Annotated in this window: 11 protein-coding genes; 7 read left to right on the top strand and 4 right to left on the bottom strand. The window is 71.0% G+C overall.

The genetic code is table 11. From position 1 onward, the window contains the following. Positions 1–30 precede the first annotated feature (30 nt). Positions 31–1,359, bottom strand: coding sequence for an amidohydrolase family protein (locus ACFVYR_RS08865; protein ID WP_384253017.1), 1,329 nt, complete (start codon positions 1,357–1,359; stop codon positions 31–33). 732 nt (positions 1,360–2,091) lie between these two features. On the opposite strand from ACFVYR_RS08865, the gene ACFVYR_RS08870 reads away from it, so the two are divergent. The 3 genes from ACFVYR_RS08870 to ACFVYR_RS08880 all read left to right on the top strand — a co-directional run bounded on the left by ACFVYR_RS08870 (position 2,092) and on the right by ACFVYR_RS08880 (position 5,213). Continuing rightward, the gene (locus ACFVYR_RS08870; protein ID WP_384252806.1) at positions 2,092–2,874 is read left to right on the top strand and encodes a GntR family transcriptional regulator; all 783 of its coding nucleotides are present in this window, start codon (positions 2,092–2,094) and stop codon (positions 2,872–2,874) included. Then, the gene (locus ACFVYR_RS08875; protein ID WP_384252804.1) at positions 2,871–4,466 is read left to right on the top strand and encodes an MFS transporter; all 1,596 of its coding nucleotides are present in this window, start codon (positions 2,871–2,873) and stop codon (positions 4,464–4,466) included. Before ACFVYR_RS08870 ends, ACFVYR_RS08875 begins: the two co-directional genes overlap by 4 nt. A gap of 117 nt (positions 4,467–4,583) precedes the next feature. Next, positions 4,584–5,213 (top strand): SUKH-4 family immunity protein, encoded by a 630-nt coding sequence (locus tag ACFVYR_RS08880; protein WP_384252801.1) that lies wholly within the window; start codon positions 4,584–4,586, stop codon positions 5,211–5,213. 74 nt (positions 5,214–5,287) lie between these two features. Here ACFVYR_RS08880 and ACFVYR_RS08885 read toward each other — a convergent pair whose 3' ends face one another. Both ACFVYR_RS08885 and ACFVYR_RS08890 read right to left on the bottom strand, forming a co-directional pair. Continuing rightward, the gene (locus ACFVYR_RS08885; RefSeq protein ID WP_384252798.1) at positions 5,288–7,603 is read right to left on the bottom strand and encodes a glycosyl hydrolase family 18 protein; all 2,316 of its coding nucleotides are present in this window, start codon (positions 7,601–7,603) and stop codon (positions 5,288–5,290) included. Between the two features lie 282 nt (positions 7,604–7,885). Continuing rightward, on the bottom strand, positions 7,886–8,929 hold the full coding sequence (locus ACFVYR_RS08890; protein ID WP_384252795.1) for an isopenicillin N synthase family dioxygenase: 1,044 nt from the start codon (positions 8,927–8,929) through the stop codon (positions 7,886–7,888). Between the two features lie 123 nt (positions 8,930–9,052). On the opposite strand from ACFVYR_RS08890, the gene ACFVYR_RS08895 reads away from it, so the two are divergent. Both ACFVYR_RS08895 and ACFVYR_RS08900 read left to right on the top strand, forming a co-directional pair. Continuing rightward, positions 9,053–10,015 (top strand): Lrp/AsnC family transcriptional regulator, encoded by a 963-nt coding sequence (locus ACFVYR_RS08895; RefSeq protein ID WP_384252792.1) that lies wholly within the window; start codon positions 9,053–9,055, stop codon positions 10,013–10,015. A 145-nt stretch (positions 10,016–10,160) separates the two neighbouring features. Further along, a complete protein-coding gene (locus ACFVYR_RS08900) occupies positions 10,161–11,663 on the top strand; it encodes a M28 family metallopeptidase (RefSeq protein ID WP_384252789.1) in 1,503 nt (500 codons plus the stop codon). A 71-nt stretch (positions 11,664–11,734) separates the two neighbouring features. Here the strand turns inward: ACFVYR_RS08900 and ACFVYR_RS08905 are convergent, their stop codons facing one another. Next, positions 11,735–12,364 (bottom strand): TetR/AcrR family transcriptional regulator, encoded by a 630-nt coding sequence (locus ACFVYR_RS08905; protein ID WP_384252786.1) that lies wholly within the window; start codon positions 12,362–12,364, stop codon positions 11,735–11,737. Between the two features lie 100 nt (positions 12,365–12,464). Here ACFVYR_RS08905 and ACFVYR_RS08910 point away from each other — a divergent pair, with 100 nt between their 5' ends. Then, positions 12,465–13,448: a zinc-binding dehydrogenase gene (locus ACFVYR_RS08910; protein ID WP_384252783.1), complete on the top strand. Its 984-nt coding sequence runs from the start codon at positions 12,465–12,467 to the stop codon at positions 13,446–13,448. A 521-nt stretch (positions 13,449–13,969) separates the two neighbouring features. Further along, positions 13,970–14,602 carry a hypothetical protein gene (locus ACFVYR_RS08915; protein WP_384252780.1) on the top strand — a complete coding sequence of 211 codons (633 nt, stop codon included), beginning with the start codon at positions 13,970–13,972 and terminating at the stop codon, positions 14,600–14,602. Positions 14,603–14,651 lie beyond the last annotated feature (49 nt).

A 14,651-nucleotide genomic window follows, 5' to 3' on the forward strand; every position in this document is an offset into this window, starting at 1 on the left:
GCAGCCGGGACAGGGCCGGTCGGGATGGGATCAGGGGTGCGGCCGCCGCGGGTGGCGGGCGGTGCCGTCGGGGTCCGGGTCCACCCGGACGATGCGGGCACGCCGCACGACCTTCGGCCCCACCTCGGCTGCCTCGCGTACCAGCGCGCGCCCGTCCCACGTGGTGGGCCATCCCTGCCACAGCCGCAGCTTTCCGTCCACGAAGACCGCGCTGATCTGGTCGCGGTCGGCCAGCCGGACCAGCTCCCACGTCAGATCGTAGGACGGGGTGAGTTCGGGCACTTGGAGGTCGACGAGCAGGAAGTCGGCCGCCTTGCCGACGGCGATCTCGCCCGTCACCTTGCCGAGGCCGACGGCGTCGGCGCTCAGGGCGGTGGCGTGGGCGAGCCACACGTTGCCCGCGCCGCACGAGGAGTCGCCGGACGGCAGGCCGTGGGCCAGGCGCTGGGCGCTCTCCGCGGCGTCGACCAGACGGAAACCGCCGCCGCGGGTGCCGTCCGTGCCGGTGCCGAAACGGATGCCCATGGCCTGCCACATCAGGGCGTGCGCGACGGCGTTGCCCTTCCAGGCGCTGGCCACCGGGTTGTAGCTGACCGCGGCGCCGGTGTCGGCGAGCATGCGCATCTCGTCCGGGGTGAGCAGGGTGGCGTGAGCGCCGAGGGTGTGGGCGTTGAGGGCGCCGATGTGATGCAGGTAGGACACCGGGCGGCGGCCCACGCTCTTGAGCGAGCGTTCGACGGCGGCCAGGTGCTCGTTGACGTGGACCTGGAAGACGGCGTCGGCGTCAGCGCACAGCTCGGCGGTCCTCTTCAGCACCTCTGCGGTGGCGTCCTCGGGAACGGGTATCGCCAGCGAAGGATGGATCAGCCGGGAAGTCCGGAAGCGCTCCAGGTGCTCTTTGCCGCCCTTGCCGTCGGAGACGACCTTCGACAGTACGCAGCGCAGCCCGGCCTCCTCGGCGGCCTTGGCGATGACGCCCACGTCGACGGGCGCGCGGGTCCCGGCGTCGGCGGCGGTGGTGAACCCGCCGCGCAGCGCCTCCAGGGCGGCGAGCTTCGCCGAGAGGTGGGCGCTCTCCTCGTCCAGAGCGTGTTCCAGCGGCTCCCAGACGGTCTTGAAGATCTCCGAGGGCTGCCCGAACGCCTGCGCCTTGCCGAAGCTCTGCGTCAGGTGGTGGTGGGCGTCCACGAAGCCCGGCATGAGCAGGTGGCCCTTCAGCCGCACCGTGCGGGCGCCCCGGTGCGCGTCGGTGAGCTCGCGGACAGGACCGACGGCCCGGAACGCACCGTCCTGGACGAGCACCGCGCGGTCCTTGACCGGTCCTCCGGGCAGCAGGACGACGTCCGGTACGAGCAGCAGCCGCTCGGCGCGGAAATCCTCCGGGCCGAAGGAGCCGTGACTGTCATGACTGCCGTGAGCGCCGTGAGCGCCGTGAGCGCCGTGAGCGCCGTGAGGGCCGTGAGGGCCGTGAGTGCTGTTGTCGCTGTGACTGCTGTGACTGCCGCTGTCGGCGGCGGACGCCTGCGTCGTCCCGGTGGCGCCGAGCAGCCCGCCGGTCCCGGCGACACCGGCCCCGACGACGAAGCTGCGACGCCCCACGCCGCGCGCCCGGCCCTGCCGTTCCACAGCACGCGGCCCTCGGCTCTCACGTCCCGTGTCCGCGTCCGTGTCTGTGTTTCGCCCGCCGATGCCGTGCCCGTCGCCCTCGCCCGACGACCCGTCCTGCCACGCCTGCTGCACCACCGCACGCTCCTTCGTGTTCGCACAGGGAAAGCCCGGCCGCGCGGGGCGGCCGGGCCGGGGCGCCGACCCTAGGCGAGCCCGGAGAGCGGAACAAGAGTTTCGACAGACGGAAACGGAGGGCGCGCCTCGGACCGGCGCGCCGACCGGCCCCAGTCGTCCGCACCGTCGCGGTTGCCAGGTGGCACAACGGCTTCGCACACCCTGCCGCGCCGCACGTCACGGGCGTTGTCGCAGGTCAGCGTAGGTGGCGTAACGTGCAGGAAACGTGCGCGCCCTAGGTTGAGCGGGTGCCGAACGGGCACGGCCCACGGTCGATGGCCCCCCGGCTCCGACGCGTAGGGAGGCCCCATGAACGCCACACCCACCGACCCCGCGCCCCCGGGCAGCCCAGTGCCGAGGAGCGGGCGGCGGACCCGGGCGGACCGGGCCCGGCAGGTCGCCGAAGTGCTGCGCCGCCAGATCGCCTCCGGGGCGTTCGTGACGGGTGTGCTGCCCGACGAGCGGGTGTTGATGGCCGACTTCGCGGTGTCCCGCAACACCGTCCGCGAGGCGCTGGGCGTGCTGCGCGACGAAGGGGTGGTCGAGCGGCGCCAGGGCGTGGGCACGGTGATCGTGCGGCGGCCCTACGAACACACTTTGGACCGGCTGACCGGCCTGGCCGAGACGCTGCGTACGCACGGCGAGGTGATCAATCAGGTACGGGTCGCGGACGTGGTGCGCCCGCCCGGCGAGGTGGCGCGCAAGCTGCGCGTACCCGACGGCGGACGGGTGGTCCACATCGAACGGCTGCGGCTGCTGGACGGCGTACCGCTGTCCCTGGACCTGACCTATCTGACGGCGGACATCGGGGAGCCGCTGCTCGCCGCCGACCTGGCGGGACAGGACCTGTTCGGACTCATCGAGGAGTCCACCGGCGGCCCGCTCGGCTCGGCGAGCGTCACCGTGCACGCGGTCGGCGGCGATCCGCACACGTGCGCCCTGCTCGACATCCCGGCCGGTTCCGCCCTGTTCACCGTCGAGCGGCTGACCAGAATGCCCGACGGGCGCCCGGTCGACCTGGAATTCCTGCGCATCCGCGGCGACCGGCTGGCGTTCCGTGCCGAACTCGTCCGCACAGGAGGCGAACGGTGAACCAGGACCCCAGGACCACGGACAGGACGGCGCTCGGCCCCCGGGACCTGCGCGACCAGGACCCCGGGCTCGGGTTCCAGGACCCCGGCGACCAAGGCCTCCCAGGCGAAGCTCAAGGCCCCGGTCCGCTGACCGTCGCGGTGATGTGTCTGTGCGTCACCTTGGTGGTGGGCATGGTCTCCGCCGTGAACCTCGCCATCCCCGCGCTGTCGCGCAGCGCGCTGCGCCCGTCGGCCGAGGCGGTGATGTGGGTCGTCGACGGTTACGTGCTGTTCTTCGCCTGCCTGCTCATTCCGGGCGGCGCGCTCGCCGACCGGCTCGGCCGCAAGCGGGTGCTGACCGCGGGCATGGGCCTGTTCACCGCCGGTTGCGTGCTGTGTGCCGTGGCGCCCGGCATCGGCGCGGTGATCGCGGGCCGGGTGGTCAGCGGCGTCGGCGCCGCCGCGGTGCTGCCGACGACGCTGGCCCTGATGGTGGGCGGCGCGCCGGCGCACCGCAGGCCGCGGCTGGTGGCGGTGTGGGCGTCGATGACGGGCCTGGCAGCCGTGCTTGGCAACGTCGGCGGGGGCGCGGCGCTGCAGACCGGTTCGTGGCGCGCGCTGTTCTGGTGCGTGGTGCCGCTGGCGCTGGCGGCACTCGTCTTGGTGGTGGCGTTCTCCCCGGCGCCGCCGCGGCACGACCGGCCGGTGTCGATGGTCTCCGCGGGTCTGCTGACGGCCGGTTTCCTGGCGCTGCTGTCGGGCATCGTCTCCGGCCCGCAGGCAGGCTGGGGCAGCGCGCGGGTGCTGGGCGGGTTCGGCGCGGCGGCGGTGCTGCTGGCGGCCTGGACCGGCTCGGAGCTGCGGCGCGCGCATCCGATGCTGGACCCCCGGCTGTTCACCGTGCCGGTGGTGCGGGCAGGGGCGGTCGGCATGGCGCTGGTGTTCGTCGGGATGTTCGGCCTGTTCTACGTCAACGGGCAGTACCTGCAATACGCCAAGGGCTACTCCCCACTGGGGGCGGGGCTGCGGTTGCTGCCGATGGCGGGCGCGCTGCTGCTCGCGCCGCGCTGCGCCGTGGCCCTGGAGCGGCGTACCGGTCCGCGGGCGACGCTCGGCATCGGTCTCGCGGTACTCGCGGCCGGTCTGGGCACGGTCTCGCTGGTCGGCCCGGACACCCCGTACGGCCTGTACGCGCTCGGGGCGACGCTCACCGCGGCAGGGTGCGGCCTGACCACACCGCTCCTGTCGCACGGCATGATGTCCGCGCTGCCGGCGCACCGGGCCGGGGTGGGCTCGGGTCTGCAGAGCCTGGCGCGGGAGTTGGGCAGCGCGCTGGGCGTGGCGGTCAGCGGCAGTGTGGTGACCGCGGTGTTCACCACGGGGCTCCCCGCGCCGCTGCGCGGGCCCGACGCGCCGACCACCGTCCCCGCCGCCGAACAGCGCCTGGCCGACCAGGGACTGACCGCACCGGAACTGCGGCACGCCGTCGTCACGGACTTCACCGCCTCCCTCGACACCGCGATGCGGGTGCTCGCCGTACTGGTGGTGGCGGTCGGCGCGCTGGTGGTCGCCTGGTACCCGCGCCGCGCGCCGGAGATGAGGTCGAAGTGAGAGCCTGTCTTTGAAAGTCGCCGTAAGTGCCTCGATCTGCGAGGCTGCCCCGGTGACCGATTCGGTCACCCAGAGTCCCGCGGCGCCCGTGTCGCCGCCGAGTTCGGAGTTCCGGCAGTGCTTTTCGACGTCACCCGCAGCGAGCTGACCGCCATCTTCGGCGAGGACCGGCTCGCGGACCTGCCCGCCACCGCCTTCCCGCCCTCCGTCGCGGACACCGAGGGCGCCCGCCTGCTGCGGACCGTCGGCGTCCCCACCGGAACGTTGTCGCTGCGCGAGTCCGACGAGGACGAGGGCCGGCTGCCGCTGGTCCAGGACGTCGTAGACGTCGAGGGCGTCCCGCAGGACGCGGGCGCATGGCCCGTCATCGGCTGGCTGCTCAACGCCCACCTCGCCCTCGACCCCGCTTCCGGCAAGGTGTACGCCTTCGACACCGACGAGGAGATCGTGCGGGAACTCCACACGGACGTCTCCTCACTCATACAGGTCACCGCCCGGTTCCAGCGTCTGCTGGAGGAGTTCACCTTCGACGGCGACGGCGACGGCGACGGCGACGGTGACGGCGATGAGGAGGCCGCATTCGAGTGCCTGGAGCGCGAGGTGGAGCGCATCCGCCGGGAGACGAGCAGCATCGACCCGCTCCCCTTCCGGGACGACGACACCGTCTGGTCGGTGGTCGGCGAGGAGGTCGCCATGGGCCGGCGCTTCAGCGGGAACAGCCCGGGAGCGCGTTCGCTCTACGGGTGACCGCGCGATGTCGAGGCGGCCCCGCCGACCCGCCACCCCGGACGAGCGGGTGACGGGCGGCGTTCACAGCGGTCCTACTTCAGGCCGCGGTCCAGGGTGTTGAACAGGGTGCTGTCCGAGGTGTCTCCGGACATCTCCCAGATCATCCCGCCGAGCAGGCCCTTGGCCTTGATGTACTGGGTCTTCTTCCCGATGGACCAGGCGTCGTCGAACGACCACCACTGGCCGTTCGCCCCGGTGTAGCCGTACGTCGAGATGGACTGTTCGTCGTGGTAGACGGTGAGGTTCGGGAAAGCGGCGACGAGGTTGTCGTAGCCGCGGGTGCCCGCCTCCTCCTGGAACTGCCCCGGCGCGGCGCCGTTCGCGCTCTGCCACTCGCCGTGCGCGCCGCCGTCGGCGACCTGCTGCCAGCCGCGCCCGTAGAACGGGAAGCCGATGGTCAGCTTGCGCGGCTTGACGCCCTGATCGGTGTACGCCTTCACGGCGTCGTCGACGCTGAAGTCGTTGGCGTACGGACTCTGCGCGTCCTTGTACAGATTGGCCTGGTGGCCGGTGCGGTTGGGTTCCCAGGAGTTGTCGCTGCCGGCGCCGTGGAAGTCGTACCCCTGGACGTTGCCGAAGTCCAGGTGCTTGAAGACCTCCTTGAGGTCCCAGCCGTCGTTGATCTTCTTGGGGTCGGCCGGGGTGAAGGCGGTGAGCAGCCGGTGGCTGCCGCCGAGCTCGTCGAGCTGCTTGCGGAACTCGGCGATCAGCGCGGTGTTGTTGGCCTTGTCGTCCGTGCTCCAGTGGTTTCCCGGGTGACCGTCCGGCGAGCCCGGCCACTCCCAGTCCAGGTCGAAGCCGTCGAAGATCCCGGCGGCGACGCCGTCACCGCCCGCGCCGTTGTACGCGGGCAGATTGCCCTTGATGTACATGTCGATGCAGGACTTGACGAACTTCTGCCGCGAGGCGTCCGTCTTGGCGACGTCGGAGAAGTACTTGGAGTAGGTCCAACCGCCGAGCGAGACGACCACCTTGAGGTTCGGGTGCTTGGCCTTGAGCTTCTTCAGCTGGTTGAAGTTGCCGCGCAGCTTGCCCCAGCCGTCGTCGGCGACGCCGTCCACGGACTGCCCGGCGGGGAAGGCCCGGCCGTAATCGGCCTCGGCGTCACCGGCCCCGTCGCCCTGATTCGGGTCCTGGGGGTTCTGGGTGGTGCCCTTGGTGACGCCGTTGAGGCAGGTGAGGTTCTTGGGGTCGACGTTGGCGAAGGCGTAGTTGATGACGTCGAGCTTGCCCGCGGCACCGGACGTCTCCAGGTCCCGCACGAAGTACTGTCGGCCGTAGATGCCCCACTGCACGAAGTAGCCGACCTTGGCGTAACCGCCCTGGCCGACCGCCTCCTTGGTGGTGACGGACAGGGTGTTGCTCGCGGGCGACGCGTTGTCGGCGGCGTCCCGCGCCCGGACGGTGAAGGAGTACTCCGTGTCGGGCGTGAGGCCGGTCACGGTGCTGGTGAGGGTGTCGGCGGGCAGGCTCTCCACGAGTGCCGTGCCGCGGTAGACGTCGTACGCGGCGACGCGCTGGTTGTCGGTGGCCGCGTCCCAGGCGAGCTTCACGGTGCTCGAAGTGATGTCGCCGACGCGGAGGTTGCGGGGCGCGGTGGGCGGCACGGTGTCGGTCGCCGGGTCCACGGTGGTCGCGGTGACGGGAGCGCCGGCCTCACCGGTGTTGCCGCGCGTGTCCTTGGCCCGGACGCTGAACTGGTAGGCGGTCGCCGGTTGCAGGTCGCGGACCGTGGCCTGGGTGGTGGCACTGGCTGCCACGACGGTGGTGCCGCGCAGCACCTCGTACGAGGCGACGGGGAAGTCGCCCTGTGCGGCCGCCGCCCATTTGAGGCTCACCGTACGGGCGGTGGCGTCGGCGACGCTCAGCCCCGTGGGGGCCTTCGGCGGTACGGCCGCGGTGCCGTCACACTTGTCGCCGTTGATGAGACAACCGGTCGGAGGCTTGAGCTGGCCGCTGCCGCGGAAGGTGTAGCTGTACGGCTCGGTGTCACGGCCCGCCGGGACGCGGGCGTTGTAGTACGCGGGCGTCACGACCACGTGTTTGCCCTTGACCTCGGCGGTGCCGTGGGTGTGGTCGCTGATGGTGACGCCGTCGGGCAGGTCGAACTCCAGGGACCAGGTGTCGACGGCGGTGTCGCCGCTGTTCTTCACCACGAACTTGCCGGTCCAGGACGAGCCGCTGCCCTCGCTGACGAAGGTGGCGGTGAGTTTGGCGGCCGCGCTGGCGGGGGCCGCGAACGAGGTGAGTCCGGCCAGCGCCAGTGCGAGCACGGCGAGGACCGCGACGAGACGCCGGGGGGCGGCCAGGGCCGGGTGGGCCCTGGCTGTGGATCTGAGTGGGGACACGGCTCTCCTTGGGGGGAGGTGAGGCGTCCGTCCGTGCCGGGCCTGCCGGGTGTACGAGAACAGGGGTGGATGCGGGATCGGGTCCGATGGGACGGGGGCGGACGCGCTTGCCTGTGGTACAGACCTATTAGGGAACCACCGCCCGTGAGCATGTCAACGCGGGCGGAGAGGGCTCGGGCCGTACCAATCCACGGCCCTGAACCCTTCGTCCGCGCTCTGGCGTCCGGAAAGGACTGGACCAACTCGCCGAGATTTTACGCCGGCTTGACCCGAGCCCATGGGTTACGCGTACGTAGCTGCCATCATCTTCCGGTACCAACGCCCCGGTGTCGTGAAGGGCATGTCCGGTCCCGTCGACGCGGAGCCCCGGAAACGCGTGAGCGGCTCGACCCGGGTGTCGTGGTTCGGCATGAAGAAGTACGGAAGGGACAAGCGTGAACGCCCGTCGCCCTGGGGCGGGTTGACGACCCGGTGCAGGGTCGACGCCCAATGGCCGCCGGTCCAGAACCGCATCATGTCCCCGATGTTGATGACGAAGCTGCCCGGGACGAAGGGCACGTCGCGCCAGCCGTGGCCTCCCGTGCTCCGATGGCCTTCGTCAGTGTCATGACGCACTTGAAGGCCGCCCGCCGCGTCCTGGTAGAGGATGGTCACGGTGCCCCAGTCGCTGTGCGCACCTTTGCGCATCTGGCCGGGCAGCGGCGGTTCGGTCTGCGGGTGGTAGTAGTTGGCGACGATCGTCGAGATGTGCCGGTCGACCTTGTCGGCGAAGAAGTCCGCGCCGAGGTCCAGCGCGAGCGCGAACAACTCCATCAGCTGCCTGCCCAGGCGCTCCATCGCCCCCATGTAGGCGAGCCAGGTGTCCTTGAACTCCACCGGGGCGGCGGGCCACAGGTTGGCCCGGGCCCAGGGCGCCGAAGCGTCGCCACCGCCCTCGGCGCGCCGCCGCTCCGTGTCGAATTCCCCCAGAGCGTTGGCGGTGAAGACGTCGCACAGGTCCGGCGGTGCTTGCAGGCCCATGCTCTTGGCCGCGCTGCCCGCCGAGGGGCGCAGCCCGCAGGTGTCCGGCCCGCCGAGAACCTTCTCCCGCTCCCGCCGGGGGAGCACGAACAGGTCCTTGGTCGTCGCGTACATGCGGTCGATCAGATCCTGGGGCACTCCGTGCCCCACGACGACGAAGAACCCGGACGTCTCGCAGGCCCGGCCGATGGCCCCGGCTACGGCCGCACGGCCCGGCCGCGCGCCGGCCGCGGCCAGGTCGATGACGGGAACGTATCCGTCCACGACGGTGACGTGGCGGTGCGGGCCGCCGGCATCCGTATCCATGTTCATCACGCTCTCCTGAGGAGGGGAAGGGTGGGTGCCGGACCACCTTCCACGCGCTGCCCCGACCGCCCCAAGCCATACCCTGGTCCATGCAATCAACCGGCCTCAGAAGGGGATGTGACGGTGGATTCCGGCGCACCGTACGGCAGCGACATCGATGACCTCGAGCAGCGCCTCCTCCACCTCCTCCAGCTCGACGGCCGGATTCCGCTGAGCCGCGCCGCACGCCGACTCGGTGTGTCCGAGCGCACGGTGACCCGCCGCTACCAGCGCCTGCGCGCCCTCGGGTTGCGTCTCGTCGGCCGCCCGGTGCCCTCCCGGCTCGACCTGACCCACTGGCTGCTGTGTCTGCGCTGTACGCCCGGCACGGCGGTCGCGACCGCCAGGGCACTGGCCCGCCGACCGGACATCAGCTGGGTGACGGTCGACTCCGGCGGCACGGAGGTCTGCTGCGCTCTGAACACCCGTACCGCCGCCGACCGTGACGCACTGCTGCAGAAGCTGCCCCACACCCCGCACGTCGTCTCCGCCAGTGCGCACTGCGTGCTGCGGACCTTCGTCGGCGACACCACCACGTGGCACGCCAGCCGGTTCCGGACCGGCGGGGCATCCCTTGCCGTGGATTCCGGCGGTCGCCGGGCCCCGTTGCCCCTGGACGGCGCCGACCGTGCCCTGTTCGCGGAGTTGGCCCGGGACGGCAGGGCGCCCCTGCCCGAGCTTGCCGCGGCCACCGACCGCTCGCCGTCCAGCGTTCAGCGACGCCTCCAACGCCTGCGCGGCGAGGGGGCGTTGGCGTTCGCCGTCGATTTCGACCCGCGGCTTCTCGGCTACCACATGAGCACCCGCCTGTGGCTGCGTGTGACCCCGGCCCATCTGCGTACGGTCGGCGAGGTCCTCGCCACGCACCCCGAAATCCCCTTTGCGGCGGCCGTCACCGGCACCTGCAACGTGGTGGCGAGCGGCATCTTCCAGAGCCCCTACGACCTGTACGAGTACATCGACCGGCGCGTCGGGCCGCTGCCCGGCATTCAGGACATCCAGACCACCGCACCCTTGCGGGAGGTCAAACGCCTTGCCGACCCGTGAGTATTGCGTTCCGTGACAACTGCGTGAAGGCGTGGTTGCGAACCCGGCGAAACCATCTGATCTGATAATGCATCGGGTTACGGTCCTTCCGCACTCGCCGGTGATCATCGGCGGGTCTCACCGACCACGCAAGGAAGGACCTCCGTTGCGCGCATCCCGCAGTCGGACGACGGTCGCTCTGCTCTCCGCCGTCGTCGCCGCCCCCGTCCTGTTCGCCGCGGCATCCCCCGCAGGCGCGCAGGACGCCGCCCGGCACGATGGGCACCGGACGACGCAGGCCGACAAGGCCCAACGACTGGCCGAGAGACTGGTGAAGAAGACCACCGGCAAGAGTGCCTACCGTCATCTGGAGAAGTTCCAACAGATAGCCGACGCCCACGGCGGCAACCGCGCCGCGGGCACATCGGGCCACAAGGCATCCACCGCGTACGTGTACGACCGGCTGAAGAAGGCCGGTTACAAGGTCGCGTACCAGGACTTCACCCTCTACGAGTCCCGCACGCTGCGGGAGGGCGCCAGCGTCCTGTCTCCCGAGGCACGCAAGCTGAACGCCCGGGCGTTCGCCTTCAGCAAGTCCACGCCCCAGGGCGGCCTCCGCGCTTCCCTCGCCGCGGCCCGCGTCGACGACACCCCGGGCTGCGAGGCGGACGACTACACCTCGGGCACCTTCACCGGAAAGATCGCGCTGGTCAAGCGTGGCGCCTGCACCTTCGCCGAGAAGGAGGCCGCCGCGGCCAAGGCGGGCGCCGTCGGACTCGTGCTCTACAACCACTCCGGCGACCAGCCCGTCAAGGGCGACCTGGAGTCCCCGGAGAACGCGCACATTCCCGCCGTCGGCATCACCAGGGCCGAGGGCGAGAAGCTGGCCGGGCAGGTCGCCGAGGGGCAGGTGCAGCTCTCCCTTGACGTCGCCACCGAGGCCGTCCCGCACAAGACCCGCAACGTCATCGCGGAGACCCGCGGCGGCCGCGCCGACCGCGTGGTGGCGCTCGGCGCGCACCTGGACTCCGTACCCGAGGGCCCGGGCATCAACGACAACGGCTCAGGCTCGGCCGGTCTCATCGAGGTCGCCGAGAAGCTCGCCAAGGCGACCAAGGGCGGCAAGGAACTCGCCAACAAGGTCCGCTTCGGCTGGTGGTCGGCCGAGGAGCTGGGCCTGCTCGGCTCGGACCACTACGTGAAGACCCTGAGCGCCAAGCAGAAGAAGAACATCAAGCTCTACCTGAACTTCGACATGATCGCCTCGCCCAACGCGGCCGAACTCGTCTACGACGGCGACGACTCCGACAAGACGGGCTCGGGTGCGGGACCGGCCGGTTCCGCCCAGATCGAGAAGTTGATCAACGGCTTCCTGGACAAGAAGAAGGTGCCGCACTGGGGCACCGACTTCGACGGCCGCTCCGACTACGGGCCGTTCATCGACGCCGGTATCCCGGCCGGTGGCACCTTCACCGGCGCCGAGGGCCTCAAGACCGAGGAGCAGGCGCTGAAGGCGGGCGGGAAGGCCGGTCAGCCCTACGACCCGAACTACCACGCCAAGGGTGACGACATCACGAACATCGACCGTAAGGCGTTCGACCTGAACATCGACGTCATCGCGAAGGCGGTGGGCACGTACGCGCAGGACCTGAGCTCGCTCAGGCGCTGATCTCAGGGCCCGGCCCCCGGTGGGCGGTGGGCCGGGCCCAGAAGATCCAGCCTCCGGGCACCTGAGGGTAGCTATGTGAGCCGCAGGCGCGGTGCCGGCGGCAGGGGCGCAGGCGCATCCACCGGATCCGGTGCGGCGCGGAACGCCTCGATCACATAGGCGGCGAAGCGGCGGGAGGCCGCGACCCGGGCGGCGCGCGGCGTGTCCTGGAGGCCCCGGTGGGCCATGAGCACGAGGATCAGGTCGTCGACGACGAAGTCGGGGCGCAGCCGGCCGGTCTCCCTGGCGCGGCGAGCCAGTTCGCCGACCGCGCGCAGCGTCTGCTCCCGGTCGGCGGCGAAGTCCATGGCCTCGGGGAAGGCCGTCATGAAGGCGTCGGCGAACCCCCGGCTGTGCGCGTGCAGTTCGCAGATCCGCTCGACCAGACTCTGGAATCCGTGCCACGGGTCCGGGTCCGCGAGGGCGTCGTGGACGGCGGCGTGGCAGGCCCGCCGCTGCTCGGCGAAGGTCTCCACGATCAGCGCCTGCTTGGTCGGGAAGTGCCGGTACAGCGTGGCGGGGCCGACCCCCGCGTGCCGGGCGACCTCGCGCATGGGCGCCGTCAGGCCCTGCTCGGCGAACACCGACCGGGCGGCGCCCAGGATGCGGAGCCGGTTGTCCCGGGCGTCGGAGCGCACGGTCTGAGGCAGATGGTCCTTCATGGTTTCTCACTTTAGCCAAACGGACGGGGGCGTCCGTTACGGTCCGATGGCGGTGGTGCCGTCCCCTTGCGGCATCCCTTCACCGAGCCGAGGAGCAGAGATGAAAGCCGTCGTGATCAGGACGTTCGGAGCCCCCGATGGCCTGGAGGTCGTCGATGTGCCCGCGCCCGTTGCCGCCCCGGGACAGGTGCGGATCACCGTGGAGGCGATCGGGGTGGGCGGCGTGGACGCCGTGATCCGTCGGAGAACGCTTGTCGTACCCGGCATCCAAGAGGGCCACCTCCTCGGCAGCGAGGTCGCGGGGAGGGTCACCGCGGTGGGGGAGGGCGTGGACGCGTCATGGGTCGGGCGGCGGGTGTGGGCGTTCACCGGCCTCTCCGGCGGGTACGCCGAGCAGGCAGTCGCCGCGGTCGAGGACATCCTCGCTCTGCCCGACGGCCTGACCGGCGAGGACGCGGTCACCCTCGGCGGCTCAGGCGTGACCGCCCACTTCGCCCTGGAGCGGGCCCGTTTCGCGCCCGGTGAGAGGGTGCTCGTGCGCGGTGCGGCGGGCAGCATCGGCATCACGGCGGTCCAGCTCGCGGCAAGGGCCGGGGCCGGCGCGGTGGCAGTCACCACGTCGTCGGCGGAGCGGGGCGCCCGCCTGCGGGACCTCGGCGCGACCCATGTCCTTGACCGCTCCGGCGCGGGCGGCCCGGACGCGCCGACGGGTTTCGACGTGGTGATCGATATCGTGGGCGGACCCCATCTCCCGCATTTCCTCGACCGATTGAACCCCAACGGACGGTATGTGGCCGTCGGGGTGATCGGTGGGCAGCCGCCGGCGGACTTCGGCATGCGGTTGATGGACGCGTTCCGCAAGTCGTTGTCGTTCGCCACGTTCAGCTCGGACACCGTGCCCGGCCCCGACCGCCAGGCCGTGCGGACCTCCCAGTTCGCCGACGCCGCGCAGGGGAGCCTGCGCACGGTCGTCCACGAGGTGCTGCCCCTGGAACAGGCGGCGTCGGCCCACCGCGCGATGGACGCGGGGGAGGTGTTCGGCAGGCTGGTGCTGACGCCGGGTCCCGGCCGTCTCGGTAGCTGAGTGGCCGGGCTCCGCGAAGCCATACGCGGTCCGTGCAGACGATCAGCGGCTTGTGGTGGCCGCGTGCATTCAGGAGGACCGGCTCGAACTTGAGCCCGCTGCTTCCAGGCAGGGATCAGCTCTCTCTGGAGCTCTGCGAGCACGCTGAGCATCCCGAACATGGCTCGGCCTTCCATGGTGGAGGTGTCGATGCCCTGCTCGATGACGTGCAGCCTGCAGGACGAGATCGAGCTTGGGCGGGAGGCTTTCGCGCGGCTGGCGACGTCGATGTTGTCGCGGTCGACGCCGCTGCGGAGAGGTGCGTCGATCTGGTGGTTGGGGCTCTGATCGGCCGTCGAAGTCCGGCAGTAGCCAAGAAGCATGGTCGGAAACCAATCCGACGACCGTTTCCGACGTGGATTTCCGGGCGACCGTAGCGTTGACAGCGTCGAGGGGCCTCTGACGAACTTGTTCAGGTGAAGGGCTTGGACAGTCGCACGGGTGTGGCTACTGGCAGCCTCACGTCGGCGGATTGGAGGGGTATGACCGATACCGGCGCGCTGTACGGACTGCTCGGCGCTGTGGGGGGAGCTGCCGTTGCCGGCCTCGCGGCTGTCTATGGCCCCCTGCGTCTGCATCGGCGGCAAGTCGAGCAGAAGGCGAGTGAGGAGCAGGCTAGCCAAAGTGAGATCGAGATCGCTCGGCTGCTGAAAATGCGAACCACGGGTCGGGCGTGGATCGATGCGCTGGAGCGGTTCGTCCAGGATTTGCAGGCACACCATCCTGTGGGCGTCGACCGATTCGACGAGATCATGCTCCAAGCCAGCCGAGAGGCCACCGAAGCCGGACACGCGCTGGCGCACAGCGGCCTCTGGCTCGAATCACAGGACACACCACCGCACGGCACTCCGCTGGTCCCAGCCCTGGGCGGGGCGCGACCAGACGACGCGGACGGATCAGCGCTCATCGCCCTCTCCCAGCTCCTGGGCCGCTTGCGAGAGGCGACCCGCGAAGTCCGTGCTGATGTCCTGCAACGTCCCTTGCCGCGGGAGGGCCCCGTGCGTAGTGAGGTCCTGGAGGCTCTGGAGCGAGTCAGGGCTGCGCGGGCACAGCTGAATGCAGCCCTTCTCGATCAGATCGGCCAGATCAATGGAGGCCATACACGCCGTCTATAGGACCGGGGCGATGGTCGCGCAGCGGCTCGCGTTGGTGTGGGGCAGGTTG

The organism is Streptomyces sp. NPDC058284, from assembly GCF_042881135.1.
Classification (GTDB): Bacteria; Actinomycetota; Actinomycetes; order Streptomycetales; family Streptomycetaceae; genus Streptomyces.